Origin of the sequence: Mangrovibacter yixingensis, from assembly GCF_020523985.1 — a bacterium.
Lineage (GTDB): Bacteria > Pseudomonadota > Gammaproteobacteria > Enterobacterales > Enterobacteriaceae > Mangrovibacter > Mangrovibacter yixingensis.
On sequence record NZ_JAIVKM010000002.1, the window covers coordinates 501,961 to 525,952 of the forward strand.

Consider the following 23,992-nt stretch of genomic DNA (forward strand, 5'->3'; position numbering starts at 1 on the left):
TAACGGCTTAGGAAACCTGAAGAAGGGTGAGTAACACTCAATTACGCTGTTAAGGGTAGCTGGCTTCGGCGCAACCTGACTTTTTGCCGGTGAAAATCACACCAGGACGATTCCCATTCAGGTTTAGTTTTTGCGTCGTCAGACTGTTGCCATTACTATCTTTCTACCATTTATGACCATAATGACTTACTAATGCAGAAATTACGCCTGATTTGTCTCTCTTTATTCGCTTTAAGCGTTTCCGCTACGGCTGTTGCGGATGAAACACGTTATGTTTCCGATGACCTCACCACCTGGCTGCGTAGTGGGCCTGGCGACAACTACCGTCTGGTCGGCACCCTTTCTGCGGGTGAAGCCGTCACGTTGCTACAAACCAATGAAAACACACATTATGGTGAGATTCGTGACAAAGACGGGCGAACTGCCTGGATACCGCTAAAAGAGCTGAATACAGACCCCAGCATGCGTACTCGCGTGCCTGCTCTGGAAACACAGGTAAAAACCCTGACCGATAAGCTCAATAATATTGATGCTACCTGGAACCAGCGCACTGCAGATATGCAGAAAAAAGTAGCCGAAAGTGATGGCATCATTAATGGCCTGAAAAGCGAAAACCAGAAGCTGAAAAATGAACTGATTGTTGCCCAGAAAAAGGTCAACATGGCTAACCTGCAACTGGATGATAAGCAGCGTACCATCATCATGCAATGGTTCATGTATGGCGGCGGTGTCGCGGGTATTGGCTTGTTGCTGGGCCTGATTCTGCCCCATATTATTCCGGGCCGCCGCCGTAAAGACCGCTGGATGAACTAATCCTTATTATGAAAATGCCCATGTTCTGCCACCCCGGTAAACAGGGCGTTCTCTTCTCGTTGTTGCTCCATTATGGTTACACTTAACGTATGATGTTGGGCAAAGTGACCATAAATGAGGTAGCGGGTGAAGATTTTTCTGGTGGGTGGTGCAGTACGGGATGCCTTGTTAGGTTTGCCGATAAAAGATCGGGACTGGGTTGTTGTTGGCGCCACACAAGCAGAAATGCTGAGTGAAGGCTTCCAGCAGGTTGGTCGTGACTTTCCTGTATTTTTGCACCCGGATACCCACGAAGAATATGCACTGGCCCGCACGGAAAGAAAAAATGGCCACGGCTATACTGGTTTTATTTGCCATGCTGAGCCAGACGTCACACTTGATCAGGACCTGCTGCGACGTGATTTAACCATCAATGCCATTGCCCAAAGTGAAGAGGGTGAATTTATTGACCCATGGAACGGGCAACAAGATATTGAACAACGTATATTGCGCCACATCTCCCCTGCTTTTTGTGAAGACCCGTTACGCGTGTTACGCGTGGCTCGCTTCGCTGCCCGTTATGCCCATCTTGGCTTTCGTATTGCGCCGGAAACACAAGCGCTCATGCAACAAATGGCTCAGGCAGGTGAGTTGTCGCACCTGACGCCAGAGCGGGTCTGGAAAGAAACTGAATCGGCACTGTTAACACGCAATCCACAGGTGTTTTTCCAGGTATTGCGCGACTGTGATGCACTGAGCGTTTTGTTCCCGGAAGTGGATGCCCTGTTTGGTGTTCCCGCCCCTGCAAAATGGCACCCTGAAATAGATACCGGCATTCACACATTAATGACGCTAACTATCGCGGCTCAACTCAGCCCGGCACTGGATGTTCGCTTTGCCACACTGTGCCACGACCTGGGGAAAGGGCTGACACCACCTGAACTATGGCCCCGCCATCATGGGCATGGGCCCGCTGGGGTAAAACTGGTAGTCCGGTTATGTGAGCGCTATAAAGTGCCGGTTGCTATCCGCGACCTGGCAAAACTGGTAGCTGAGTTCCACGACTTGATTCACACCATTCAAATACTGCAACCAAAAACGTTGGTGAAATTGTTCGATAACCTGGACGCCTGGCGTAAACCGGAACGTGTTGAACAACTGGCTTTAACCAGTGAAGCCGATGCACGCGGGCGAACCGGGTTTGAATCCAGCGATTATCCACAAGGAAGGTTATTACGCGCAGCCTGGCAGGTTGCCCGCGCGGTTGACAGTAAATCGGTGGTGGCGGCCGGTTTTCAGGGAGCAGAGATTAGGGAAGAATTGACCCGTCGCCGAATACAAGCGGTAGCAGACTGGAAACAAGAGCACTGCCCTCAACCCGAGAGTTAAGGGCACTAAGGGAAGGGATTAATGCACAAAGACCAGGTAAACGGCTGCTGCGACAATAAACCGGTAAATAGCGAACGGAATAAACGAAATGCGTTTGATTAATTCCAGAAAGGTTTTAATCGCAATCAACGCAACGACAAACGCCATCACGAAGCCTGTCGCGAACATCGGTGCATCAGCCAGGGTCAGAAAGCCAATACTTTTATAAAGATCCAGTATCGTTGCACCGATCATCATCGGCACGGCCAGAAGAAACGAAAACTCAGAGGCTGCATAACGGCTTACGCCCATTAACATCCCGCCAGAAATCGTTGAACCTGAGCGGGAAAAACCCGGCCATAACGCAAGGCACTGAAAACAACCAATCACAAAGGCCTGGCGGATTGTCATATCATCCACCCCTTCAGCACGTGGCTTTTTGGGCTTCAGGCACTCAGCGGCAATCAATAAGAAGCCACCCACAATGAGCGCATACATGACTGTCACCGGGTTAAACAATGTCTTGATGAAATCATGAAACACCAGCCCCAGGACAACCGCAGGCACCATGCCAGCAATAATGTGCAGCAGTGTCAGTTTCCCAGTACCCGTGCCTTCATGTGGCACAGAGCCAAAATGAATACCAATCAGGCCAAATAAACGCCGCCAGAACATCACGACCACAGCAAGAATAGACCCCAACTGAATCACAACTTCAAAGGTATCGGCTTTTTCACCTTCAAAACCCAGTAAATGGCCGACAATTATCAGATGGCCGGTGCTGGATACCGGGAGGAACTCAGTCAACCCCTCGACCACCCCCAGAATGCCCGCAACACCAAGCGAATGCAGATCGCTCATGACAACGTTACCCCTAAAAAAGACATAAAAAAACGGCAGACACTTCGCACTGCCGCAAATGATTATCTGTATGACCAGCTTAACCGGAAATAATTTAGTTTAGATGAAGTTATTCGCTTTTCAGACTTTGCCTACGCTCAATTATCACACCGACATTGGTTGCTTCGGCCACTGCACCTGGCTTACTGACCTTCAGACGCAACCAGGGAATGGGAAAACGAGCCAACAATAAAGTGGCCACTTCTTCTGCCACGCGCTCTACCAACGCAAAACGCCCGCCAGAAACATGGGCTAATATTGCTTCGCTAACATCGGCATAACTCAGACAATCATTAACATCATCGCTTTGCGCTGCTTTTTGGTTGTCCCAGCCCATTTCGATATCGAACACCAACTTTTGTTTAATAGTCTGTTCCCAGTCGTAAACACCGATTGTGGTGATTACCGAAAGTTGCTCTATAAATACAATATCCATCACGTCCCGCCGCTTTTTAGCCCAGCCGGATACCACTTCCGGCGAAATATGCGTATTATCCACGGATGCAGAGAATAAAACGACATTTTCAAAACGGAACAGCGTTATGAGTGCAATCGCGCCCGGAATAGTGCTCCTCGCGTACCTTTGTGGCTCGATATCCAGCGCCATTCTTGTCTGTCGGCTTATCGGCCTTCCTGACCCTCGCGGGCAAGGCTCCGGCAACCCCGGAGCAACCAATGTGTTGCGTATCGGGGGGAAAGGTGCTGCCGCGGCGGTGCTGGTTTTTGACGTTCTGAAAGGTATGTTACCCGTCTGGGGCGCATGGGCATTGGGTGTCAGCCCGATGTGGCTTGGTTTTATCGCCATTGCCGCCTGTATTGGGCATATCTGGCCTGTTTTTTTTGGGTTTCGTGGTGGTAAAGGCGTGGCAACAGCGTTTGGCGCTATAGCCCCCATAGGCTGGGATCTGACTGGCGTAATGGCTGGGACCTGGCTTCTTTCCGTGCTGCTAAGCGGTTATTCTTCGTTGGGTGCTATTATCAGTGCCCTGATTGCGCCTTTCTATGTTTGGTGGTTTAAACCCCAGTTCACCTTCCCCGTCGCCATGCTTTCATGCCTGATTCTGTTGCGCCATCACGATAATATTCAGAGGTTGTGGCGTGGGCAGGAGACAAAGATTTGGGAAAAGCTGCGGCGTAAAAAGAAGACAGACGAATGCAAAAAATAATGCCGTGACACAGCACGGCATAGCATTAGCAGACAAACAAGGGCAACTATTGCGCTGGCGGTAATTCAGCCAGTGGCCAGCGTGGCCGAACCCGCACGCCCAAATCAGATACACCACCCGCTTTAAAACGCACCATACCTGCGTAGGCAATCATCGCGCCATTATCCGTACAAAATTCCGGGCGCGCATAAAAAACCTCACCGCCGCGTTTTTCCATCATCTGCGCCAGTTTCGCACGTAATGCCCGGTTAGCACTGACGCCACCTGCCATCACCAGACGGCGGAACCCGGTTTGTTCCAGCGCACGCTTACATTTTATTGCCAGCGTATCAACAACCGCATCTTCGAAGGCACGGGCAATATCGGCACGAGTCTGGTCATCATCGCTATTACTACGAATGGTGTTTGCCGCAAATGTTTTCAAACCTGAGAAGCTGAAATCCAGGCCGGGTCTGTCTGTCATTGGGCGGGGGAACACAAAGCGCCCCTCCTGCCCTTGCTGCGCCATACGCGAAAGCAACGGGCCGCCAGGGTAATCCAGGCCAAGCAGTTTCGCCGTTTTATCAAATGCTTCACCGGCCGCGTCATCAATAGATTCACCCAACAAGGCATATTCGCCAATGCCTGTCACACTAATCAGTTGGGTATGACCACCGGACACCAGTAGCGCAACAAAAGGAAAATCAGGTGGGTTATCTTCCAGCATCGGAGCTAACAAATGCCCTTCCATATGATGAACAGGCACAGCAGGAACATTCCAGGCGAATGCCAGCGAGCGGCCAACGGTTGCACCAACTAATAATGCACCTACCAGACCAGGCCCTGCGGTATACGCAACGGCGTCGATATCCTTCGCAGATAACCCGGAAGATGCCAGCGCCGCCTGAATAAGAGGCACCGTTTTACGGACATGATCCCGTGATGCCAGTTCAGGCACCACTCCACCGTAGTCGGCATGTAATTTAACCTGGCTGTATAACTCGTTGGCTAACAACCCTTTTTCATCATCATAGATGGCTATTCCTGTTTCATCACAGGATGTTTCGATACCCAGTACACGCATACTTCACCCTCTTTTGTCAGCGCGAAGTGTATGCCCAGACGCGCAGCTTGTAAAACTTTGCTCATTCTGGCGCATCGTAGTGTATAATGCCGGACTTTTGGAAAGGCCTGACAGAAAAGCCCTCTTCAGCTTGCAGTAGGTGCTTTACAAAGCAGCAATAGTTGAAGTAAAATTCCGCACCATTTTGAAATATGCTGGCGTTGATGCCAGTGGCAAACCGAATTTAGTAAAGGTGAGAGGCACATGCCGGTAATTAAAGTACGTGAAAACGAGCCGTTCGACGTAGCTCTGCGTCGCTTCAAACGTTCCTGTGAAAAAGCGGGTGTTCTGGCGGAAGTTCGTCGTCGTGAATTCTATGAAAAACCGACCACTGAACGTAAACGCGCTAAAGCTTCTGCGGTAAAACGTCACGCGAAGAAACTGGCTCGCGAAAACGCACGCCGTACTCGTCTGTACTAATTGTTGGTTGCGGGTTATCCGCAATATAACAGTCACACAGACTGAGTTTTAGTTGTAAAGGCCGTGCTTCCGAAAGGAATGCGCGGCTTATTCTCGTTTAAGAGCTGAAAAACCGGGGCCTATGGCTGGACGTATCCCACGCGTTTTTATCAATGACTTGCTTGCTCGCACCGACATCGTCGACCTGATCGATGCGCGTGTAAAGCTGAAAAAGCAAGGCAAGAATTACCACGCGTGTTGCCCATTCCATAATGAAAAAACCCCTTCTTTTACGGTGAATGGCGAGAAGCAGTTTTATCACTGTTTTGGGTGTGGCGCCCATGGTAATGCCATCGACTTTTTAATGAATTACGACAAGCTTGAATTTGTCGAAACCGTTGAAGAGCTCGCCGCCATGCACAATCTGGAAGTTCCCTACGAAGCCGGTAACGGTCCGGGGCAAATTGAACGTCATCAGCGGCAAAATCTGTACCAGTTGCTTGATGGGCTGAATACATTTTACCAACAATCTCTGACTCAACCTGTTGCTGAAAACGCACGCCAGTATCTGGAAAAACGTGGTCTCAGCCAGGAAGTTATTGCGCATTTCGCTATCGGTTATGCGCCGCAGGGTTGGGATAATGTGCTTAAACGTTTTGGTCAGCATGCCGAAAACAAGCAGGCACTGATTGATGCCGGGATGCTGGTAACAAATGATAACGGTCGCAGTTATGACCGTTTCAGGGAACGCGTTATGTTCCCCATCCGGGATAAGCGCGGCAGAGTGATTGGCTTTGGCGGACGCGTGTTGGGTGATGGGCTTCCCAAATACCTCAACTCACCGGAAACCGATATTTTCCATAAAGGCCGCCAGTTATATGGCCTTTATGAAGCACAGCAAAACCAGCCTTCTCCTGCACGGTTACTGGTGGTTGAAGGTTATATGGATGTTGTCGCGCTGGCGCAGTATGGCATTAACTATGCCGTTGCCTCGCTGGGTACGTCGACAACAGCAGACCATATTCAATTGCTGTTTCGGGCAACAAACACTGTTGTTTGTTGTTATGACGGCGACCGGGCCGGTCGTGATGCAGCATGGCGCGCACTGGAAACAGCGCTGCCTTTCATGACTGACGGTCGTCAGCTACGCTTTATGTTTCTGCCTGATGGCGAAGACCCGGATACACTGGTTCGCAAAGAAGGCAAAGCAGCATTTGAAACCCGGATTGAGCAGGCTCAGCCACTCTCCGCGTTTCTGTTTAATAGTTTGCTGCCTCAGGTAGACCTGAGTTCGCCAGATGGGCGAGCACAGCTAAGCACACTGGCTTTACCATTAATCAGCCAGGTGCCGGGCGAAACTTTACGCATTTTTTTGCGCCAGGAATTGGGTAACAAACTCGGTATTCTGGATGAAACACAACTGGAACGGTTGATGCCGCGCCAGGCGGAAACACCTGTAAATCCGCAGCCAGCCGGGCTAAAACGGACAACCATGCGTATACTGATAGGGTTGTTAATACAAAATCCGCAGCTTGCGCCGCTGGTTCCTTCATTGGCTGGGCTTGAGCAGGCAAAATTGCCGGGTCTTGGGTTGTTCTCTGAGTTGGTTGCCGCATGTTTGGCGCAGCCAGGATTGAACACCGGGCAGCTACTTGAGCTTTATCGTGGCAGAAAAGAAGCCCCAACCCTTGAAAAATTGGCAACATGGGACGATATAGCAGATAAGGACATTGCAGAACAAACCTTCACCGATGCGCTCAGCCATATGTTTGATACGGTGCTGGATCTACGGCTCTCTGAGCTTATCGCTCGGTCAAGAACAGAAGGTTTAAACGCTGCGGAGCGTGAAGAAGTTCGCGTGATTACCGAAGCGTTAAAACGCGCAAAGAAATAGGCGTGTGGCACTACAGAATTAACATGCTTTGTGTTGTGAGGGAAGTGAAAATGCACCTGCAACCCGGAGCAGCGAATTTGCTCTAAATAATTCGTGCTGCAGGAAGGCGGCAACGCAGTGAACGGCCTCGAGCTTACATCAGTAAGTGACCGGTGCGAGCGAGGCAGCCAACACACCTGCGGCGCGAAGTATGACGAGATTGCTCTAAATAATTCGTGTTGCAGGAAGGCGGCAACGCAGTGAGACGCCGGGAGCTTACATCAGTAAGTGACTGGTGCGAGCGAGGCAGCCAACGCACCTGCGGCGCGAAGTATGACGAGAAAGAATTTAAGCGGCTTAACTGCCGAATATACCTCGGGAAGACCCCGAATGCCGCGAAGACGGGCAGCGGCCAGAAAATAAACCAGCCCGCCGTACCTGAGATTTTTCAGGGTGCAGCATGACAGTAATGGCGTGGCCCGGGCGGAAAGAAACCGCCGGGTAAACACAGACCAGGTCATATAACGCCGCAGTTTGAAAGAACCGGGTATACGTTATTGTTGGCAGTTTCGCCGACCAACACCAACTCTCATGACTTAAGTGTGGATACCGTCTTATGGAGCAAAACCCGCAGTCACAGCTCAAGCTTCTTGTCACTCGTGGTAAGGAGCAAGGCTACCTGACCTATGCCGAGGTCAATGACCATCTGCCGGAGGATATCGTCGACTCCGACCAGATCGAAGACATCATCCAAATGATCAACGACATGGGCATCCAGGTGATGGAACATGCGCCGGATGCCGATGACCTGTTGCTGGCTGAAAACACGAATGATACTGACGAAGATGCAGCAGAAGCCGCTGCACAAGTGCTTTCGAGTGTTGAATCCGAAATCGGCCGCACTACCGATCCCGTACGTATGTACATGCGTGAAATGGGCACCGTTGAACTGCTGACCCGCGAAGGCGAAATCGACATCGCCAAACGTATTGAAGATGGGATCAACCAGGTTCAGTGCTCCGTTGCCGAATACCCGGAAGCTATCACCTATCTGTTAGAACAATATGACCGCGTCGAAGCAGAAGAAGCACGTCTGTCCGACCTGATTACCGGTTTTGTTGACCCGAACGCAGAAGAAGACCTTGCCCCAACCGCCACTCACGTTGGTTCTGAATTGTCCCAGGAAGATATGGACGATGACGATGACGACGATGATGACGATGACGACGACAGCGACGACGATAACAGTATCGACCCGGAACTGGCGCGCGAGAAATTCGCAGAACTGCGTGATCAATACATTGTTACTCGTGACACCATCAAACTGAAAGGCCGTAGCCACGCGACTGCACAGGAAGAAATCCTGAAACTGTCTGAAGTATTCAAACAGTTCCGCCTGGTGCCAAAACAGTTTGATTACCTGGTAAACAACATGCGCACCATGATGGACCGCGTACGTACCCAGGAACGTCTTATCATGAAACTGTGTGTTGAACAGTGCAAAATGCCGAAGAAAAACTTCATCACACTGTTTACTGGCAATGAAACCAGCGAAACCTGGTTCAACGCGGCTATCGCGATGAACAAGCCATGGTCTGAAAAGCTGAACGATGTTACTGAGGATGTTCAGCGTTGCCTGCAAAAACTGCGTCAGATTGAAGAAGAAACCGGCCTGACCATCGAGCAGGTTAAAGACATCAACCGTCGTATGTCGATTGGTGAAGCGAAAGCTCGCCGCGCCAAAAAAGAAATGGTTGAAGCAAACCTGCGTCTGGTTATTTCTATTGCCAAGAAATACACCAACCGTGGTCTGCAGTTCCTCGACCTGATTCAGGAAGGTAACATCGGCCTGATGAAAGCCGTAGATAAGTTCGAATACCGCCGTGGCTACAAGTTCTCAACTTACGCCACCTGGTGGATTCGTCAGGCTATCACGCGTTCTATCGCTGACCAGGCGCGTACCATCCGTATTCCGGTACATATGATTGAGACAATCAACAAACTCAACCGTATTTCACGCCAGATGCTGCAAGAAATGGGCCGTGAACCAACACCGGAAGAACTGGCTGAGCGCATGCTGATGCCAGAAGATAAAATCCGTAAGGTGCTGAAAATCGCCAAAGAGCCAATCTCCATGGAAACACCAATCGGTGATGATGAAGATTCGCATCTGGGTGATTTTATCGAGGATACCACCCTCGAGCTGCCGCTGGATTCCGCAACAACGGAAAGCCTGCGTGCCGCAACCCACGATGTGCTTGCTGGCCTGACAGCCCGTGAAGCAAAAGTCCTGCGTATGCGTTTTGGTATTGATATGAATACTGACCATACCCTGGAAGAAGTGGGCAAACAGTTTGACGTAACCCGTGAACGTATTCGTCAGATTGAAGCGAAAGCACTGCGTAAACTGCGCCATCCGAGCCGTTCGGAAGTGTTGCGCAGCTTCCTGGACGATTAATATTTTAATCCTCCAACGTGAAAAGGCCCTTTATGGGCCTTTTTTATTTTGTACGGTAATCGCCCGCAGCACGGAAAACATACACGAAAACCTGCCTTACTCCTTCAACACCTCGTCTTTTGTACCATTCGCCAAATAAACCCGCATAACCAGAGCCCGCCATACACTTTTCGTGTGGGAAAACGATTGCGCACACACAGTGCAATGCACCATAATCACGCCTCATTCTGGTTCAGAATAGTCTTAGCCGGTAACGCAACGAAGAAGGTAAACGATTGCGTCCAGGCATGGCATAGCAATTGCTATGTGAATTCAGGGAAAGGAGTTGGTATACAAGGCGCTGGCGTAAAACCGCCAAATTGATAGCCGAGCATGCAGCTATCAGCCTTTTCCCGAAACAATAACGCGCATGCAACCCATTATTGGCAAGAGAACGCACGTCAGTGACGTCTCCCCATCACGAGAGATGATGATGTTAGAAAAACTATTCAAGCTAAAAGCGCACAATACAACGGTTCGCACCGAAGTTATCGCGGGTATCACTACCTTCCTGGCAATGGCCTATATCCTGTTTGTTAACCCCAGCATCCTCGGTGCCACCGGCATGGATAAAGGTGCGGTGTTTGTCGCCACCTGTCTGGCTGCGGCAATCGGCTGTATGCTAATGGGCCTTATCGCCAACTACCCAATCGCTCTGGCTCCGGGTATGGGGCTGAATGCCTTCTTTACTTACACCGTGGTATTGCACATGGGCTACACCTGGCAAATCGCGTTGGGTGCTGTATTTCTGTCAGCCTGTATCTTCTTCGCGCTGTCGATATTCAAAATCCGTGAGTGGATTATCAACAGTATTCCGTTACCGCTACGTTCCGGGATTGCCGCAGGCATTGGCTTGTTCCTTGCGCTTATCGCACTGGAAGGCGCCGGGATTGTTGTTGATAACCCAGCAACGCTGGTTGGCCTGGGCGACCTGACTAAACCTGGCCCGCTGCTGGCACTGTTAGGCTTTATCATCATTGTGGTACTGGAAGCCCGCCGCGTAACGGGTGCTGTACTGATCGGTATTCTGATTGTTACCTTCCTGTCTATGGGTATTGGCCTGACACCGTTCGGTGGTGTTTTCTCTGCTCCGCCGTCACTCGCGCCGACTTTCCTGCAACTGGATATTGCCGGTGCGTTTAATGTGGGCCTGGTAAGCGTTATTTTTGCCTTCCTGTTTGTCGATGTATTTGATAACACCGGCACACTGCTGGGTGTAACCAAACGCGCCGGTCTTGCTGATGAAGACGGTAACCTGCCGAAGATGGGCCGCGCACTGATTGCCGACAGCGCCGCAGCACTGTTTGGTTCACTCCTGGGTACTTCCACCACCACCAGTTATGTGGAATCTGCCGCAGGCGTAAGCGCCGGTGGCCGCACTGGCCTGACAGCCATTGTCGTTGCAATTCTGTTCCTGCTGAGCCTGTTCTTCTCACCACTGGCTGGCAGCGTACCGGTTTATGCTACTGCACCGGCACTGCTGTTCGTTGCTGTGTTGATGACCTCGGGTCTTGCTGAAATTGACTGGAAAGATGTCACCACTGCAGCACCGGTTACCGTAACCGCGCTGACCATGCCGCTGACTTATTCCATCGCTAACGGTATCGCTTTCGGGTTTATTACCTGGACTGTGGTGAAACTGCTGAGTGGCCGTACTAAAGAAGTGAACGCTGCACTGATTATCATGTCCATCCTGTTTGTTATCAAACTGGGTTGGCTGAGTGCCTGATTGGTGTTCTGATTAGCGTTTATGGGCTACTACCTTTGGGTAGTGGCCCTTTCGCTTTTATACTGGCGTGCATACCGTAACAAGGGACCTTAACAGCCAGCCCCAAACCTGCCCCCTGTCCTTTTCTCCTGCAATAGCTATGCAGCCCATACAGATACTCTTAATGCGTTTATTCCTCCAGAGCATCCGCCACCGGGCGACTAACAAGCGAGCATTTCTAATTCTTGTTGATTTTCTAACGGGTTAACACTGCTTATAAAATCAGCATACGCATTATAATGGCTGGATTGAGCCAGTCAGTTCCATTATAATCGTCCGCCACGGCCCCTTAGCTCAGTGGTTAGAGCAGGCGACTCATAATCGCTTGGTCCCCCGTTCAAGCCGGGGAGGGGCCACCAAATAAAACAAGGGCTTATGTAAAAACATAAGCCCTTCGTCTTTTTCAGGGATACTCAGGGGATACCTCGAAAGGTATGAATGAGTAAATCATTACACCTCGCCCAATCGCATGTTGTTGCAAGTTGTGCTGCATTTACCGTGTCCTGCCAAAATAGAGAACGGTTATCTACCTTCCATTTTGTAGTGCTCGACAAAAACATCCACATTCATGCTCGTTCGCCCTTCCATAGTCCTTTACCAGCGAGACCTGATAGACAGCGATTGCAAATTGACAGATGACATAAAGTGTCATATTGATTTTGAATACTCACAAACGCTGTCACAGAAGGGAATCCAATGAAAATTTTTGAGAAAAAAACTAAACATCACTATGTATGGGCTCATTATCTTAGAGATTGGACAATTGATGGGACCAACATTTGGTACATTACAAAGAAGTCTGGTACTGCCTGTGACAGTGTCAGGGGGTTAGGTTTCGAAAAAAACTTCTACAAAATGGGCAAACTCAAAGAAAGCGATAAAGAACTAATTACTCTCTTAATAAAAAACACCAATGATACATTAAAAAAAATTCATTGGGATTTTGTAAATATGATATTTGAAGCACAAAATACCATCTCACAATTTTCATCTAGAATTAATGCTAAAATTGGTTTTAGCCTAGAGGAAATAATGCAAAGCAATCTTTTTGAGAACTACCTATCCCAACAAGAATCAAGAACCATAGAAATATTAGATGAATTAAGGAAAGGTAATTTACTACATTTAGAGGACAAAAAAACTTACTACGATTTTTGCTATTTTTTAGGCCATCAGTTTTCCAGGACATTAAAAATAAAAAAATCACTATTTCTTTCATTGGATAAAACCCCTGCAGAAAACCATGTACGAGAGCGATTTAAAGATTTCTATGAAAGAAACTGGTGGTTTATGTGTTCATTTTTCGCAACAAATCTCTCTTATGATATGTCGTTAAATAGCAATAAAAAACTAATTCTCCTTGAGAATAGATCAACTATTGATTTCATAACATCTGACCATCCATTAATAAACTTAAATCCTGAAGGTAGCGAAGGCGAATTTGTTGATTATTACTACCCAATTTCTAGCCGTAAAGCAGTTTTAATACTCACAAGTAGTGAAAGTTATTTTTCGAGTCATCAATTAAATGATAATGATGTACATATGCTTAACACAAAGATAGCTAACGCCTCATGCAAAACCATATTTGGGAATAGCAGAGAAGTTATTTTAATGTATAAAAAGGAATTTCATCAGCGTAAATACTTAGCTTTTTCCGGAAACGCAACAGACTGAAGCAACTGTAACTTAGGGCACACTCAGCCCAAAATCTGCCACTGGCTGCCCTGAAGGATGTCAACTGACAACCTGATTCCCCCTGCTACGTTCACCAAAACTCAGTACATGGCCTTTACAGGCAGTCTGTAACTGTTGTTCAGTGGCGTCAGGATTCGTTAGACGAAGTTGACACTTTTCCCGTTTTTACCCGAAAAAGTGTCAAGCTGGTGTGTTGATGGCGGGTTTAGTTTAAACGGAGGTTTACAGTTTTTCGCCTTTCAGCAGACATAATGTCCGCAGGCACGGTTCATTCCAGTCGTCCGGTGTATCCGGATGAATTGTGGCAACGTAAGCCAGCTCAGAACGGAGGAAACGTAAAGCGCCTGCCACACGGTCTTTGCCATAAAAGCTGTGGGTTTCTTCATCCAGTCGAAACAAAATGAGTAATTGTTCATCAGGTTCGTGTTGAATATCAAAACCCAGCTCAGTGGCTGCAGCCTCAACCCTCTGGCCACCTTCCACACCATCAGAAAGTTCGCCACCATCATGCCCCCATACCCATACAGCCGCCTGTGTAAACATCACCGCAAAATGAACCATTCACTTTTATAGAGCTTTCAACATAATAATTATCTCCTTCTGAGGAGAAAATCATGCGTAAAGCCCTATTTCCCGAACACCACGTCATTGCCGTTCTGAAGTCTGTCGAAGCCGGACGAACTGTTAAGGATGTCTGCCGTGAAGCCGGTATTTCTGAAGCCAGCCATTACAACTGGAAGCGTCTGATATCAAAAAGATGAAAACCGGAGACAGAAACAGATGTTTGCTGATCTCAGCGTCGAGTAACGGGCACTGAAAGACGTTATGCCGGACAACTCCAGGAATTAACTGATTGAAAACACACAGTTAAGGGGGATCATGTTGCCACTATCTTTTTTACAGGGATTATTTATGTGGGAATATGATATTAACAGCCACACCATAAAACATAACGGCAAGCCCATCACTTCACACGCCTATGCCGGTGCGCCGGGCTTCAAGAATGACGCATCAAAAATCAGTGTTTCGAATAAAGGGCCGTTGCCTGTTGGTACCTATACCATCGGTGCGCCTTATCATAACCGGCACACCGGGCTGTATACACTCAACCTCACCCCGGCCGCGGGTAACGTCATGTACGGGCGCAATCTGTTCCGCATACACGGTGATTCAGTGAGTCACCCAGGTGAGGCATCGGACGGTTGTATTATCACTGACCTGTCCGTTCGCCAGCAAATCTGGAACAGCCAGGATCATGTTATTAAGGTCGTACAATGAAAAAGTTTCTGAATATGTTGCTGGCGGGTGCTGTTGCTTTATTTTCAGTGAGCGCACTGGCGGGTAATCCCACGCTGATGGATAAAGTACAGGCCGTCTCTGAAGGTAAAGCCCCGATAATGTCCTTATCCCAGAGTGATTATGATGCCTATCTGGATCACGTTGAGAAAGGTGAAACCACGTGGATTAAGACCACTCCGGCACTGGCAAAATACACGGACGCAGGATATTCCGAAGATATGAGCATCAGCCTTGCCACCGCATTACCCCTGAACCCTGTCGCTGTATTATCCGTTATCGACGAAGATAATTATCCACTTTCGGCAAAACGTGTGTGCAGTGCGCCGTTTATCGACATAGACCGTCAGGAGTTGGATGTGTACATGCGTAAAACAAAAGCGGTACTCAACAAGGTGACAACACCGGCGCTGAAAGAAAAACGGGATGCCTGCTTAAAGATACTTAACATCCCTGTGGGCCAGCCTGTTCAGTGACATCAGCACAGCCACTAACTGCCAGTCAGATTGGTAGCCCGTAACGATCAATAGCATTATATTGATCGCTAATAACCATTATTATTACATGGTTATCGTCGTTATGGTTTTGCCCTCAATGAGGGTGAAAAACATGATGTTATTACTCTGGATTCTGGGTGGTCTTGTGGTGTCTGGTCGGTTATGTGTGGTGCCACCTGTTTGTTGACGACGATGAAGACGACGAACATCAGGAATGCCCTTACGAATAAAGCCCGCGCTGCGGGCTTTCAGATTGATGAAAAAGAAGGAAAAAGCGTGGTTTTTCCTTCTTTTTAGTTAGCAGCCGAAAATCAATAAATTGATTTTCCTGGTTTTTTATTGGGTGACATCCTCTCGTTCTGTGCGGATATGAGGTTTGTCATCAGACTCAAAGCCCGCGCTGCGGGCTTTATTGTTTCAGTTGAAGGGGCAACCAGACGCCTGAACGAAGTTTCGCGCCCCCCCCCCCCACTGCTGCAGGTACTGAGCAGGGTATTGAGCCAGACCGCGTGCAACGGCACGACGCCAGCGCAGGTAATCTGCTGTCCTGGCCCTGCCAGTTACAGTGGCTGTATTATGGCTCATGGCTACCAGGATAATGAAAGCGGCCTGCACTATAATCTGTTCCGTTGCTATACGCCAAAAACCGAAATATTCATCACAGAACCCGAGCTAAAAGACATGAACATATAGCGTATACAATTACATTTAAACAACGGGAATAATTACATATCACAACCAGTATTACTGTGTTGTAAAATATATATTACAGAATAAGATTTACACCGTAAAAATAGATACAACCATGACATCAACTTCATAATGATGCTTCTATCAAAGTAACCTCATATATAGACACAGCATGAATACAGATACCTGATATCACTATAAAAAAGGAGAATATATGCCAGGGAACAGGCTCAGGATGCGTGAACTGTTAGAACGCAGGTATGGTGAATTAAGGCGGCAGTCAATTTATATGGCAAATCAGGCACTAAGAACGCCTGACATCCGAATATCGACTGTCGACAGTACTGCTTATGCAGCTTTTGAACAATGGCGGCATCACCCCGCCAGGGTTGTGGACTGGGATTGGCCGGGTGCATAGCCTGCATGGAAAAAGAACTATCCAAAACGATTTGAATGCGCAACCTGGAATGGTAATCGTCTTATCGGATTTTCGATGGGGCGTCCCACTTACCAGTCTTCTGGGCTCAGGCTTGATTACATAGAAAAATCGCCAGAAGCAAGCGAGCCACATTTAGACCTGACGTATCTTGCTCTCTATGCTTATGCTACGCTATTAGGTGCCACCCATGTAAAAATAATGAATCCAATAAACAGTGACGTTCGGGATTATTACGAAAGAAAAGGCTTTTGTTATGATGAGAAATCCAATAGCTGTATTCGGAGAATTGTCTGATGAATAATAAGGCAAAGAAACCAGCGTCAGTGCACCATGAAGAGTCTAATACCCGAGAGCAAGAGGAGAAAATAAAAGCTGGTTTGGAAAATCTCATCAAGGAAATGGGCGAATACAAATCAACTGAGCCTAAAGAACTGGCTTCAGGGGAAAGTGGTATCAATGGCGAACTGCTCATTAACTTAGGAAAAGATGAGGATGAGGGTGAAAAACCATAAATCATTAAGTGACACAGAAAAGCAATTCACTATTTTAGCTAATGAAGCCCCCCCTAATGATGCGTTTATAAAAGCATTCATTGCGGTTCAGGATGCGTTATCCCAGATGAAGAGTGTTCAACATTCACAGGGTAAAAAACACACCAGTCGCAACAAAATTAAAGGTTATTGATCCCATAAAAACCATTGTGAGCACAATTTTTTATCACCCGGCACTTCTCAATATTTCCGAGGATGTAACCAGCAAAATCAATAATCACAGAAACACACAACGGCAAAGCGTTTCCGTTGTGTGTCTAAGATAAAGCTTACTTCCCTGGTGCTACACCCTCTTTCGGTGGCTTGCATCCATCTGGTGGGGGTAACGGCTTACCATCTTTGCCCATGGGTGGTTTTTTACCCTCTGGCGGAGGAAGTGGTTTACCGTCACTACCTTTTGGTGGCTCAGGTGGCTTTTTGCAATCCACCTGGTGAGTGCTGGATGCCGTTTCAGCAGCCTGAACACTGGCAAAAGTAAACATGGCACTGGCCGCAGCCAGTAACACTATCGCAAATTTACGCATAATCTTGTCCCAGAAGTTTTTTGCTTATTCTGGCCCCATACCCACCAAAAATTGTGAGTAATTTGCGGCACAAATCAGGATAAATGTGTCAAATCATGTCAAAAAAACCACAAACATTTTAAAGTCTTCTCATCATCGATTCACGCCTTGAGCTCTTCCCACCATTGGCGCAGTATAAAACCCGGACAGATAAAAAAACCAATAACCCCATCGATTACACGTTGCCGTACCCCAGGCTACGCCTTTTCATCCGCATCCAACGGACAGTGGAGCCTTGTGCGTGAAACGTGAGCGACAAGGGGCACGCAAGAGGATGAACACAACGTGAAAACAGGAATACGCATACAAGCTCAACACCTTCATCAGTTTATTGAAGCGCTCTTTCGCCACGCGGGAAGTGAAGCGGAAGAAGCCAGCCGGGTAGCTGACCACCTGGTCGCGGCAAACTTATCCGGGCACGACTCCCACGGTGTCGGCATGATTCCAAGCTATATCAACTCCCTGAAATTGGGTTATTTACAACTGAACCAGCACGCAAAAGTTGTGCGTGATGCCGGTGCCATCGTCACGGTTGATGGCAATGCCGCCTTTGGCCAGGTTGCGGCACTGGAAGCCATCAATATGGGGATCGAAAAGGCACGCCAGTTTGGTATTGCCGCCGTGGCATTACATAACGCACACCATATTGGCCGTATTGGTTACTGGGCTGAACATTGCGCCGCTGCCGGGTTTATCTCCATCCATTTTGTGAATGTCCCCGGCGACCCAATGGTCGCCCCTTTCCGTGGCACCGACAGCCGTTTTGGCACCAACCCTTTCTGCGTGGTATTCCCACGCAAAGATCAGGATCCGCTCTTGCTGGATTTCGCCACCAGCGCCATTGCGTTTGGTAAAACTCGTGTTGCCTGGCATAAAGGCCAGCAGGTGCCGGAAGGCTGCCTGATCGATTCACAAGGCGTACCCACCACCGACCCGGCAGTCATGCAGACCCCGCCTTTAGGCGCGCTGCTCACCTTCGCACAGCATAAAGGGTATGCGCTGGCAACCATGTGTGAAATTATGGGCGGTGCGTTATCTGGCGGGAAAACGACCCATAAAGAAACACTGCACGACAGCGTTGACGCGATTTTTAATGGTATGACCACCATTATTCTTAACCCGGAAATGTTCGGTGCCCCTGACATGGAAGCAGAAGCGGATGCCTTTATCAATTGGGTGAAAGCCTCACCACGAGCAACAGACGAGCCCATTCTGGTTCCTGGTGAATGGGAAGCAACTAACCGTGCAATACGCAGAGCAGAAGGGATCCCGCTGGATAACGGAAGCTGGCAGGCTATTTGTGAAGCCGCACTGGAAGCAGGTATGCCGCAGCAAGAGCTGGATCAATTTCGCCAGCTTGTTCATTAATTAGTAACAATGGCCAGGGAAAGTTATGCCCTGGCCATTACCCGGAGCCTCACAGCAGAAACGTAGCACCAATCGACAAAAAAATTCAATCAACCAATTGATAAATAAACACTTTATCAATAAATCTTATTCAATTTTTTTGAAGTATCGTTGCAATTTTTTAGATTTCTCTCCAGAAAATAGGCGGTTATGCTGCGCAGGTAGCAATTACTCTTAGTACATATTCAGGGATATATTATGTTAACCAGCCTTTATTCTCGTTTTTCCAGCGCGGTAGATCACCCGGACTTCGCCCGCCTGTTGCTGCGCCTTGTTTTTGGCATTCTGATGTTATTTCACGGAACAGCCAAAATGCATAACGGTGTTGAGTGGATAAAACCCATGCTCGCAGCCCATGGCGTACCAGGTTTTGTCGCCTATGGCGCTTATATTGGTGAGGTCATTGCACCGGTGCTGATTATCGTCGGTCTGTTCACCCGCGTTGCTGGCCTGGTTTATGCCTTTAACCTGGTTGTTGCTGTGTTGCTGGTTGGGATGGGCAACTTCTTTGTGCGCACTCAAGTTGGCGCATGGGCACTGGAAACAGAAGCGCTGTATTTCTTCGGTGGTATTTTTATTATGTTGCTGGGCGCAGGTAAATACTCACTGTTTAAAGGCAAACTCAGCTAAGTATTTTTTCAGTCCGGCAGAGCCAAATCTGCCGGATATTTCCCGCTCATGCAGCACCAGCGCAAAAAATGGCAATACTGTATTAACCTTTATGGTGTCCTTTCCTTACAGGTTAACCAGGAGACAGCCAATGCCTCGCCTCAGCGCCAAAGATTTTCCTCAGGAATTACTGGATTACTACGATTACTATGCCCATGGGCGTATCACCAAACGAGAATTTCTCGCTAAAGCAGCACGATTCGCAGTAGGCGGGGCAACAGCACTCAGCCTGCTTAATGCACTAAGCCCCAACTATGCGCTGGCAACTCAAGTTGAATTTACTGACCCGGATATTCTGCCCGAATACATACACTACCCATCCCCACAGGGCCATGGAGAAGTTCGCGCCTATTTCGTTCGCCCGGCAAAAATAGATAGCAAACGCCCGGCTGTTGTTGTCGTGCATGAAAACCGCGGGTTAAACCCGTATATAGAAGATGTCGCGCGGCGGGTGGCGAAAGCTGGTTACCTGGCGCTGGCACCTGATGGCTTGAGTTCTGTGGGTGGCTACCCTGGCAATGATGATAAAGGGCGTGAATTACAGGCGCAGGTTGATCCAACAAAGCTGATGAACGATTTTTTTGCTGCCGTGAATTTTATGCTGTCACACCCACAGGGCACAGGGAAAGTGGGCATAACGGGGTTTTGTTATGGCGGGGGGGTTGCCAATGCTGCTGCTGTGGCCTTCCCCGAACTGGCAGCAGCAGTGCCTTTTTATGGCAAGCAGCCACCCGCAGAGAGCGTCCCAAACATCCGGGCACCGCTGTTGTTACATTACGCCGGGCGGGATACTCGCATTAACGAAGGGTGGCCCGCTTATGAAGCGGCGCTAAAAGCCAACAACAAAATCTATGAAGCCTGGGTGTATCCGGATGTAAACCATGGTTTTCACAATGATTCCACACCTCGCTATGACCAGGCAGCCGCAGACCTTGCCTGGCAGCGCACATTAGCCTGGTTTGAACGCTACCTGAGTTAACGCCACATACGGGCGGGGGTTTTATGCTTTATCGTGCCAGTAAGCCACTGTACGAACTAATTGCCCATCCCGCCCTTCACTTAATTGATCACCGAGTTGCTTCGCAACCTTACCTTCACCAGTAACCCAAATGAAATAATCCTCTTCAGGAATAGTCAGGGCCAGTGCATGGCGCGCCACGGTTTCAGGGCTTTCGTCAACAAACCATTCGATATTCACACCCGGTTCAGTGGTTAAATATTCACAAGCTTGCTGGCTGTGTACAGAAACCAGTGCTGTCACCTGCCCCTGAAACTGGCGGGCTTTCAGTTCGGCCAGGCGGCGGCGTAATGCAGGCATGCCTGATTCATCACAAACATAAAGTTGCCAGTGATACTCTGTGGGAACAATCAATGAACCCCGAGGCCCGCCTATATACAGCGTATCGCCAGGTTTGGCCTGCACAGCCCAGTTACTTGCCACGCCGCCATTATGGATATAAAAATCCACTGTCAGCTCTTGCGTGGAAGGGTCATAAATTGGCGTGTAATCACGAGCTGGTGGGCGAACATCATTCTGCCAGACAATGCCATCTTCACCTGCAATGGGCGGCACAAAACCACTATCAGGCTCAGGGAAAAAGAGTTTGATATGGTCGTCAAAACCTTTTGATTCAAAACCTTCCAGTTCAGCACCACCGGCAACGATACGCTGAAAGTGGCCAGCGACCTGTTCAGTGCGCAGCACAGTCAGTTTTCGAAAGCGTAATGCGTTACGGGCACGACGAGGGTAATTTGTTGTTGCGGAGCGGGGTTGTGTCATAGGGATTCCAGTGTCGTCTAGTTTTAGATATATCTAATCATTCACTAATGATAATGATTGTTATCTGTAATTTATGCAAGTAAAAATTTGATATATCAGCCATCGCTATCAACACCAGCTACAAATAAATTTTAAATTATTAAAAATCAACAAATTAAAATAAAAAAAACAAAAAATCAGATCTGAGATTTGCTAAAAAATAAAATTAGATATAGTTTAGATATATCTATACAGTACCTACTGTTAAGAAACTGAATGCAACAGCAGGTGCGCAAATTAAACACAACAATGAGGTTATACCCTATGAGAGATTTTTTCCGTTTACAGATGCGCAATGATGACGGGCGCGGAGAAGAAGGCGAAGGACGCCGCCATGGCAGGGGCCGCCACAGCCGTATGGAAGGTAAAGAACAACGCCGCGAAATGCGTGGCCGCGCAGAACGTGGGCACGGGGAACGCAGCCGTGGCGAACACGGGCGTGGTGAGCACAGCCGTGGCGTGCGTGAGTGCGACATGAATGAACGTGGTGGGCATCGCCGTAAACGTTTCTTTGGCCATGGCGAACTGCGTATCGTCGTGCTCGATATTCTGTCGCAGGATTCCAGCCACGGTTATGAACTTATCAAGTCTATCGAAAACATGACGGAAGGCCATTATGTGCCGAGCGCGGGTGTTATTTACCCTACGCTGGATTTTCTTGAGTCCAACAAACTGATTCACCTGGAAGACGAAGAAAACGGGCGTAAAAAAATCACCATTACTGAATTGGGCCGTCAATGGTTAACGGCACACAATGAAGAACTCGCCCAGATTAAAGAACGCATTGCAGCTAAAGCAGTAGGCAGGAAACTGCGCACTAATCCAGAGATGAAACGAGCACTGGACAACATCAAAGCAGTACTGGATTTAAAAGTGAATCAGCAAGGCGCAGAGGCTGACACACTCAAACAAATTATCGGCATTATTGATAAAGCTGCACTGGATATTTCACAACTGGATTAAAAAGCAAGCAACCAGCCCGCAGGCTGGCCGCTTACCTGGGGAGTGGTTAACGGACCAGGCCGCTGAACTGGCCCAGAACCTGGTCAATGATTGCCAGGCCTTGTTTCACTTCTTCTGCGGTAACTGTGCATGGGGGAACCACATGAATGCGGTTTTCCACCACAAAGCTCAGTAACCCGGCTTCGGTCAATGCCAGTTTGATAGCGGCCATATCGGCTGCGGCGACTGGCGTTTTGGTTTCAGGGTTGGTCACCAGTTCCAGAGCCTGGAATACCCCGACCCCGCGCACTTCACCTATCAACGCATATTTTTCTGCAAGCGCATTCAGGCCAGCGCGCAATACGCCATCACCAACCTGTGCCGCATTTTCCACAACGTTTTCTTCTTTCATTGCGTCCAGCGTGGCGACAATCGCTGCCATCGCCAGCGGATGGCCAGAATAAGTCAGGCCGCCAGCAAAGAAATGGTCATCAAAGTAGTGAGAAATGGCTTCAGAAATCAGTACACCACCTGCCGGTACATAGCCTGCATTCACCCCTTTTGCGAAGGTGATAAGATCAGGCACCACATCATCATGTTCAAAAGCAAACCAGCGGCCAGTTCGGCCAAACCCGGCCATGACTTCGTCCAGAATCATCACAATGCCAAATTCATCTGCCAGAGCACGCACACCTTTCATGTACCCTGCTGGCGGTACCAGAATGCCTGCTGTACCTGGAATACTTTCCAGCAAAATAGCGGCAATAGAAGCAGGGCCTTCGCACTCAATAATACGGCGCAAATGCTGTAACGCACGCGCGCACTCTTCTTGTTCATTGGTGGCATTGAACTCAGAGCGATACAAATACGGGTTGAAGAAATGCACATGGCCGCGAGAATATTCGTTTGGTACACGGCGCCAGTCACCGGTCGCAGCAATAGAGCTACCGGTATTACCGTGATAAGAGCGGTAGGCTGACAGTACTTTATCGCGCCCGGTGTATAAACGCGCCATACGAATCGCGTTTTCGTTGGCATCGGCTCCAGCGTTAGTAAAGAAGACTTTATGGAAACCCGCGGGTGCCAGTTCTACAATGCGTTTTGCAGCTTCACCACGCGCCAGGTTAGCTGTTGCCGGGGCAATCGTCACCAGTTCTTCAAGCTGCGCTTTCATGGCAGCCAACACTTTCGGGTGCTGATAACCAATATTTACGTTAACTAACTGGCTGCTGAAATCGAGGTAATTTTTACCATCGTAATCCCATAACTGGCAGCCTTTTGCGCCAGCAATAACTAATGGGTTCAGGTTGCCCTGTGCAGACCATGAGTGAAATACATAAGAACGGTCCAGCTGACGCACATCGTTATTTGTTAGAAAATTCTCGCCCTGTAATGCCAGTTTCATACCTGCCCTCCTGAATCTTACGCTCAACATTTCGGTCAAAACCCTTGAATTCATCCTGACCCCGTAGCAACCAGACCAGGTAGAGCCAGAAGCAGATTTTTACTGTGACAAGAGGTGTCACAAGCCAGTCAGCCATCTGGCTCTGTCTCAT

At 48.7% G+C, this 23,992-nt stretch carries 23 protein-coding genes, 1 tRNA gene and 1 pseudogene; 18 read left to right on the top strand and 7 right to left on the bottom strand.

Features of this window, described 5'->3' with window-relative positions:
- Positions 1-192: 192 nt before the first annotated feature.
- Both LC084_RS13000 and LC084_RS13005 read left to right on the top strand, forming a co-directional pair.
- Entirely contained in the window at positions 193-813 is a 621-nt protein-coding gene (locus tag LC084_RS13000) for a TIGR04211 family SH3 domain-containing protein (RefSeq protein ID WP_226571623.1), read from the top strand.
- A 126-nt stretch (positions 814-939) separates the two neighbouring features.
- Positions 940-2,181 carry a multifunctional CCA addition/repair protein gene (locus LC084_RS13005; protein ID WP_226571624.1) on the top strand — a complete coding sequence of 414 codons (1,242 nt, stop codon included), beginning with the start codon at positions 940-942 and terminating at the stop codon, positions 2,179-2,181.
- Positions 2,182-2,199: 18 nt separating this feature from the next.
- Here the strand turns inward: LC084_RS13005 and bacA are convergent, their stop codons facing one another.
- Together bacA and folB are read right to left on the bottom strand one after the other, a co-directional pair.
- On the bottom strand, positions 2,200-3,021 hold the full coding sequence (gene bacA / locus LC084_RS13010; RefSeq protein WP_226571625.1) for an undecaprenyl-diphosphate phosphatase: 822 nt from the start codon (positions 3,019-3,021) through the stop codon (positions 2,200-2,202).
- Between the two features lie 109 nt (positions 3,022-3,130).
- Positions 3,131-3,496 carry a bifunctional dihydroneopterin aldolase/7,8-dihydroneopterin epimerase gene (gene folB / locus LC084_RS13015; RefSeq protein WP_226571626.1) on the bottom strand — a complete coding sequence of 122 codons (366 nt, stop codon included), beginning with the start codon at positions 3,494-3,496 and terminating at the stop codon, positions 3,131-3,133.
- A gap of 106 nt (positions 3,497-3,602) precedes the next feature.
- Here folB and plsY point away from each other — a divergent pair, with 106 nt between their 5' ends.
- The gene (plsY, locus tag LC084_RS13020) at positions 3,603-4,226 is read left to right on the top strand and encodes a glycerol-3-phosphate 1-O-acyltransferase PlsY (RefSeq protein ID WP_226571627.1); all 624 of its coding nucleotides are present in this window, start codon (positions 3,603-3,605) and stop codon (positions 4,224-4,226) included.
- A 46-nt stretch (positions 4,227-4,272) separates the two neighbouring features.
- Here plsY and tsaD read toward each other — a convergent pair whose 3' ends face one another.
- The gene (gene tsaD / locus LC084_RS13025) at positions 4,273-5,289 is read right to left on the bottom strand and encodes a tRNA (adenosine(37)-N6)-threonylcarbamoyltransferase complex transferase subunit TsaD (protein ID WP_226571628.1); all 1,017 of its coding nucleotides are present in this window, start codon (positions 5,287-5,289) and stop codon (positions 4,273-4,275) included.
- Positions 5,290-5,532: 243 nt separating this feature from the next.
- On the opposite strand from tsaD, the gene rpsU reads away from it, so the two are divergent.
- The 6 genes from rpsU (at position 5,533) to LC084_RS13055 (ending at position 13,542) form a co-directional block, all read left to right on the top strand.
- Positions 5,533-5,748, top strand: a complete 216-nt coding sequence (gene rpsU, locus LC084_RS13030) for a 30S ribosomal protein S21 (RefSeq protein WP_001144069.1) — start codon at positions 5,533-5,535, stop codon at positions 5,746-5,748.
- A gap of 121 nt (positions 5,749-5,869) precedes the next feature.
- Complete coding sequence (gene dnaG / locus LC084_RS13035) at positions 5,870-7,621, top strand: DNA primase (RefSeq protein WP_226571629.1); 1,752 nt, start codon at positions 5,870-5,872, stop codon at positions 7,619-7,621.
- A 595-nt stretch (positions 7,622-8,216) separates the two neighbouring features.
- Complete coding sequence (gene rpoD / locus LC084_RS13040; protein ID WP_226571630.1) at positions 8,217-10,058, top strand: RNA polymerase sigma factor RpoD; 1,842 nt, start codon at positions 8,217-8,219, stop codon at positions 10,056-10,058.
- A 469-nt stretch (positions 10,059-10,527) separates the two neighbouring features.
- A complete protein-coding gene (locus LC084_RS13045) occupies positions 10,528-11,826 on the top strand; it encodes an NCS2 family permease (RefSeq protein WP_226571802.1) in 1,299 nt (432 codons plus the stop codon).
- 322 nt (positions 11,827-12,148) lie between these two features.
- Positions 12,149-12,224: transfer RNA gene (locus tag LC084_RS13050), tRNA-Ile, on the top strand.
- Between the two features lie 337 nt (positions 12,225-12,561).
- A complete protein-coding gene (locus LC084_RS13055; RefSeq protein ID WP_226571631.1) occupies positions 12,562-13,542 on the top strand; it encodes a DUF4238 domain-containing protein in 981 nt (326 codons plus the stop codon).
- A 243-nt stretch (positions 13,543-13,785) separates the two neighbouring features.
- On the opposite strand, the gene LC084_RS13060 is transcribed toward LC084_RS13055, so the two are convergent.
- Positions 13,786-14,106: a hypothetical protein gene (locus tag LC084_RS13060; RefSeq protein WP_226571803.1), complete on the bottom strand. Its 321-nt coding sequence runs from the start codon at positions 14,104-14,106 to the stop codon at positions 13,786-13,788.
- 71 nt (positions 14,107-14,177) lie between these two features.
- Between LC084_RS13060 and LC084_RS13065 the strand changes: the two are divergent.
- From LC084_RS13065 to LC084_RS13085, 5 genes and pseudogenes are all read left to right on the top strand, one after another.
- Positions 14,178-14,367: pseudogene (locus tag LC084_RS13065) on the top strand (transposase); the annotation flags it as partial.
- 108 nt (positions 14,368-14,475) lie between these two features.
- Positions 14,476-14,841, top strand: a complete 366-nt coding sequence (locus LC084_RS13070; RefSeq protein ID WP_226571632.1) for a tlde1 domain-containing protein — start codon at positions 14,476-14,478, stop codon at positions 14,839-14,841.
- The gene (locus LC084_RS13075; RefSeq protein WP_226571633.1) at positions 14,838-15,335 is read left to right on the top strand and encodes a hypothetical protein; all 498 of its coding nucleotides are present in this window, start codon (positions 14,838-14,840) and stop codon (positions 15,333-15,335) included. The genes LC084_RS13070 and LC084_RS13075 overlap by 4 nt, the downstream gene beginning before the upstream one ends.
- A gap of 1,443 nt (positions 15,336-16,778) precedes the next feature.
- Positions 16,779-16,997 carry a hypothetical protein gene (locus LC084_RS13080; protein WP_226571634.1) on the top strand — a complete coding sequence of 73 codons (219 nt, stop codon included), beginning with the start codon at positions 16,779-16,781 and terminating at the stop codon, positions 16,995-16,997.
- Complete coding sequence (locus LC084_RS13085; protein ID WP_226571635.1) at positions 16,984-17,169, top strand: hypothetical protein; 186 nt, start codon at positions 16,984-16,986, stop codon at positions 17,167-17,169. The genes LC084_RS13080 and LC084_RS13085 overlap by 14 nt, the downstream gene beginning before the upstream one ends.
- Before the next feature lie 136 nt (positions 17,170-17,305).
- On the opposite strand, the gene LC084_RS13090 is transcribed toward LC084_RS13085, so the two are convergent.
- Entirely contained in the window at positions 17,306-17,560 is a 255-nt protein-coding gene (locus tag LC084_RS13090) for a hypothetical protein (RefSeq protein ID WP_226571636.1), read from the bottom strand.
- Positions 17,561-17,884: 324 nt separating this feature from the next.
- Here LC084_RS13090 and LC084_RS13095 point away from each other — a divergent pair, with 324 nt between their 5' ends.
- The 3 genes from LC084_RS13095 (at position 17,885) to yghX (ending at position 20,654) form a co-directional block, all read left to right on the top strand.
- Positions 17,885-18,967 (top strand): malate/lactate/ureidoglycolate dehydrogenase, encoded by a 1,083-nt coding sequence (locus LC084_RS13095; protein WP_226571637.1) that lies wholly within the window; start codon positions 17,885-17,887, stop codon positions 18,965-18,967.
- 237 nt (positions 18,968-19,204) lie between these two features.
- Positions 19,205-19,636 carry a DoxX family protein gene (locus tag LC084_RS13100; protein WP_226571638.1) on the top strand — a complete coding sequence of 144 codons (432 nt, stop codon included), beginning with the start codon at positions 19,205-19,207 and terminating at the stop codon, positions 19,634-19,636.
- Positions 19,637-19,766: 130 nt separating this feature from the next.
- On the top strand, positions 19,767-20,654 hold the full coding sequence (yghX, locus tag LC084_RS13105; RefSeq protein ID WP_226571639.1) for a YghX family hydrolase: 888 nt from the start codon (positions 19,767-19,769) through the stop codon (positions 20,652-20,654).
- 21 nt (positions 20,655-20,675) lie between these two features.
- Here the strand turns inward: yghX and LC084_RS13110 are convergent, their stop codons facing one another.
- Positions 20,676-21,455, bottom strand: coding sequence for a siderophore-interacting protein (locus LC084_RS13110; protein ID WP_226571640.1), 780 nt, complete (start codon positions 21,453-21,455; stop codon positions 20,676-20,678).
- A gap of 303 nt (positions 21,456-21,758) precedes the next feature.
- Between LC084_RS13110 and LC084_RS13115 the strand changes: the two genes are divergently transcribed.
- Positions 21,759-22,457, top strand: a complete 699-nt coding sequence (locus LC084_RS13115) for a PadR family transcriptional regulator (RefSeq protein WP_226571641.1) — start codon at positions 21,759-21,761, stop codon at positions 22,455-22,457.
- 46 nt (positions 22,458-22,503) lie between these two features.
- Here the strand turns inward: LC084_RS13115 and LC084_RS13120 are convergent, their stop codons facing one another.
- Positions 22,504-23,841 carry an aspartate aminotransferase family protein gene (locus LC084_RS13120; protein ID WP_226571642.1) on the bottom strand — a complete coding sequence of 446 codons (1,338 nt, stop codon included), beginning with the start codon at positions 23,839-23,841 and terminating at the stop codon, positions 22,504-22,506.
- Positions 23,842-23,992: the final 151 nt, after the last annotated feature.

Excerpts from the sequence above, each read along its gene's own strand:
- LC084_RS13090 (WP_226571636.1), bottom strand. The coding sequence starts at position 17,560 with ATGCGTAAATTTGCGATAGTGTTACTGGCTGCGGCCAGTGCCATGTTT.
- dnaG (WP_226571629.1), top strand. The coding sequence starts at position 5,870 with ATGGCTGGACGTATCCCACGCGTTTTTATCAATGACTTGCTTGCTCGC.
- LC084_RS13000 (WP_226571623.1), top strand. The coding sequence starts at position 193 with ATGCAGAAATTACGCCTGATTTGTCTCTCTTTATTCGCTTTAAGCGTT.
- plsY (WP_226571627.1), top strand. The coding sequence starts at position 3,603 with ATGAGTGCAATCGCGCCCGGAATAGTGCTCCTCGCGTACCTTTGTGGC.
- LC084_RS13070 (WP_226571632.1), top strand. The coding sequence starts at position 14,476 with ATGTGGGAATATGATATTAACAGCCACACCATAAAACATAACGGCAAG.
- rpsU (WP_001144069.1), top strand. The coding sequence starts at position 5,533 with ATGCCGGTAATTAAAGTACGTGAAAACGAGCCGTTCGACGTAGCTCTG.
- tsaD (WP_226571628.1), bottom strand. The coding sequence starts at position 5,289 with ATGCGTGTACTGGGTATCGAAACATCCTGTGATGAAACAGGAATAGCC.
- LC084_RS13115 (WP_226571641.1), top strand. The coding sequence starts at position 21,759 with ATGAGAGATTTTTTCCGTTTACAGATGCGCAATGATGACGGGCGCGGA.
- LC084_RS13060 (WP_226571803.1), bottom strand. The coding sequence starts at position 14,106 with ATGTTTACACAGGCGGCTGTATGGGTATGGGGGCATGATGGTGGCGAA.
- LC084_RS13045 (WP_226571802.1), top strand. The coding sequence starts at position 10,528 with ATGATGTTAGAAAAACTATTCAAGCTAAAAGCGCACAATACAACGGTT.
- LC084_RS13055 (WP_226571631.1), top strand. The coding sequence starts at position 12,562 with ATGAAAATTTTTGAGAAAAAAACTAAACATCACTATGTATGGGCTCAT.
- LC084_RS13100 (WP_226571638.1), top strand. The coding sequence starts at position 19,205 with ATGTTAACCAGCCTTTATTCTCGTTTTTCCAGCGCGGTAGATCACCCG.
- bacA (WP_226571625.1), bottom strand. The coding sequence starts at position 3,021 with ATGAGCGATCTGCATTCGCTTGGTGTTGCGGGCATTCTGGGGGTGGTC.
- rpoD (WP_226571630.1), top strand. The coding sequence starts at position 8,217 with ATGGAGCAAAACCCGCAGTCACAGCTCAAGCTTCTTGTCACTCGTGGT.
- LC084_RS13110 (WP_226571640.1), bottom strand. The coding sequence starts at position 21,455 with ATGACACAACCCCGCTCCGCAACAACAAATTACCCTCGTCGTGCCCGT.
- LC084_RS13075 (WP_226571633.1), top strand. The coding sequence starts at position 14,838 with ATGAAAAAGTTTCTGAATATGTTGCTGGCGGGTGCTGTTGCTTTATTT.
- LC084_RS13080 (WP_226571634.1), top strand. The coding sequence starts at position 16,779 with ATGAATAATAAGGCAAAGAAACCAGCGTCAGTGCACCATGAAGAGTCT.
- yghX (WP_226571639.1), top strand. The coding sequence starts at position 19,767 with ATGCCTCGCCTCAGCGCCAAAGATTTTCCTCAGGAATTACTGGATTAC.
- LC084_RS13120 (WP_226571642.1), bottom strand. The coding sequence starts at position 23,841 with ATGAAACTGGCATTACAGGGCGAGAATTTTCTAACAAATAACGATGTG.
- folB (WP_226571626.1), bottom strand. The coding sequence starts at position 3,496 with ATGGATATTGTATTTATAGAGCAACTTTCGGTAATCACCACAATCGGT.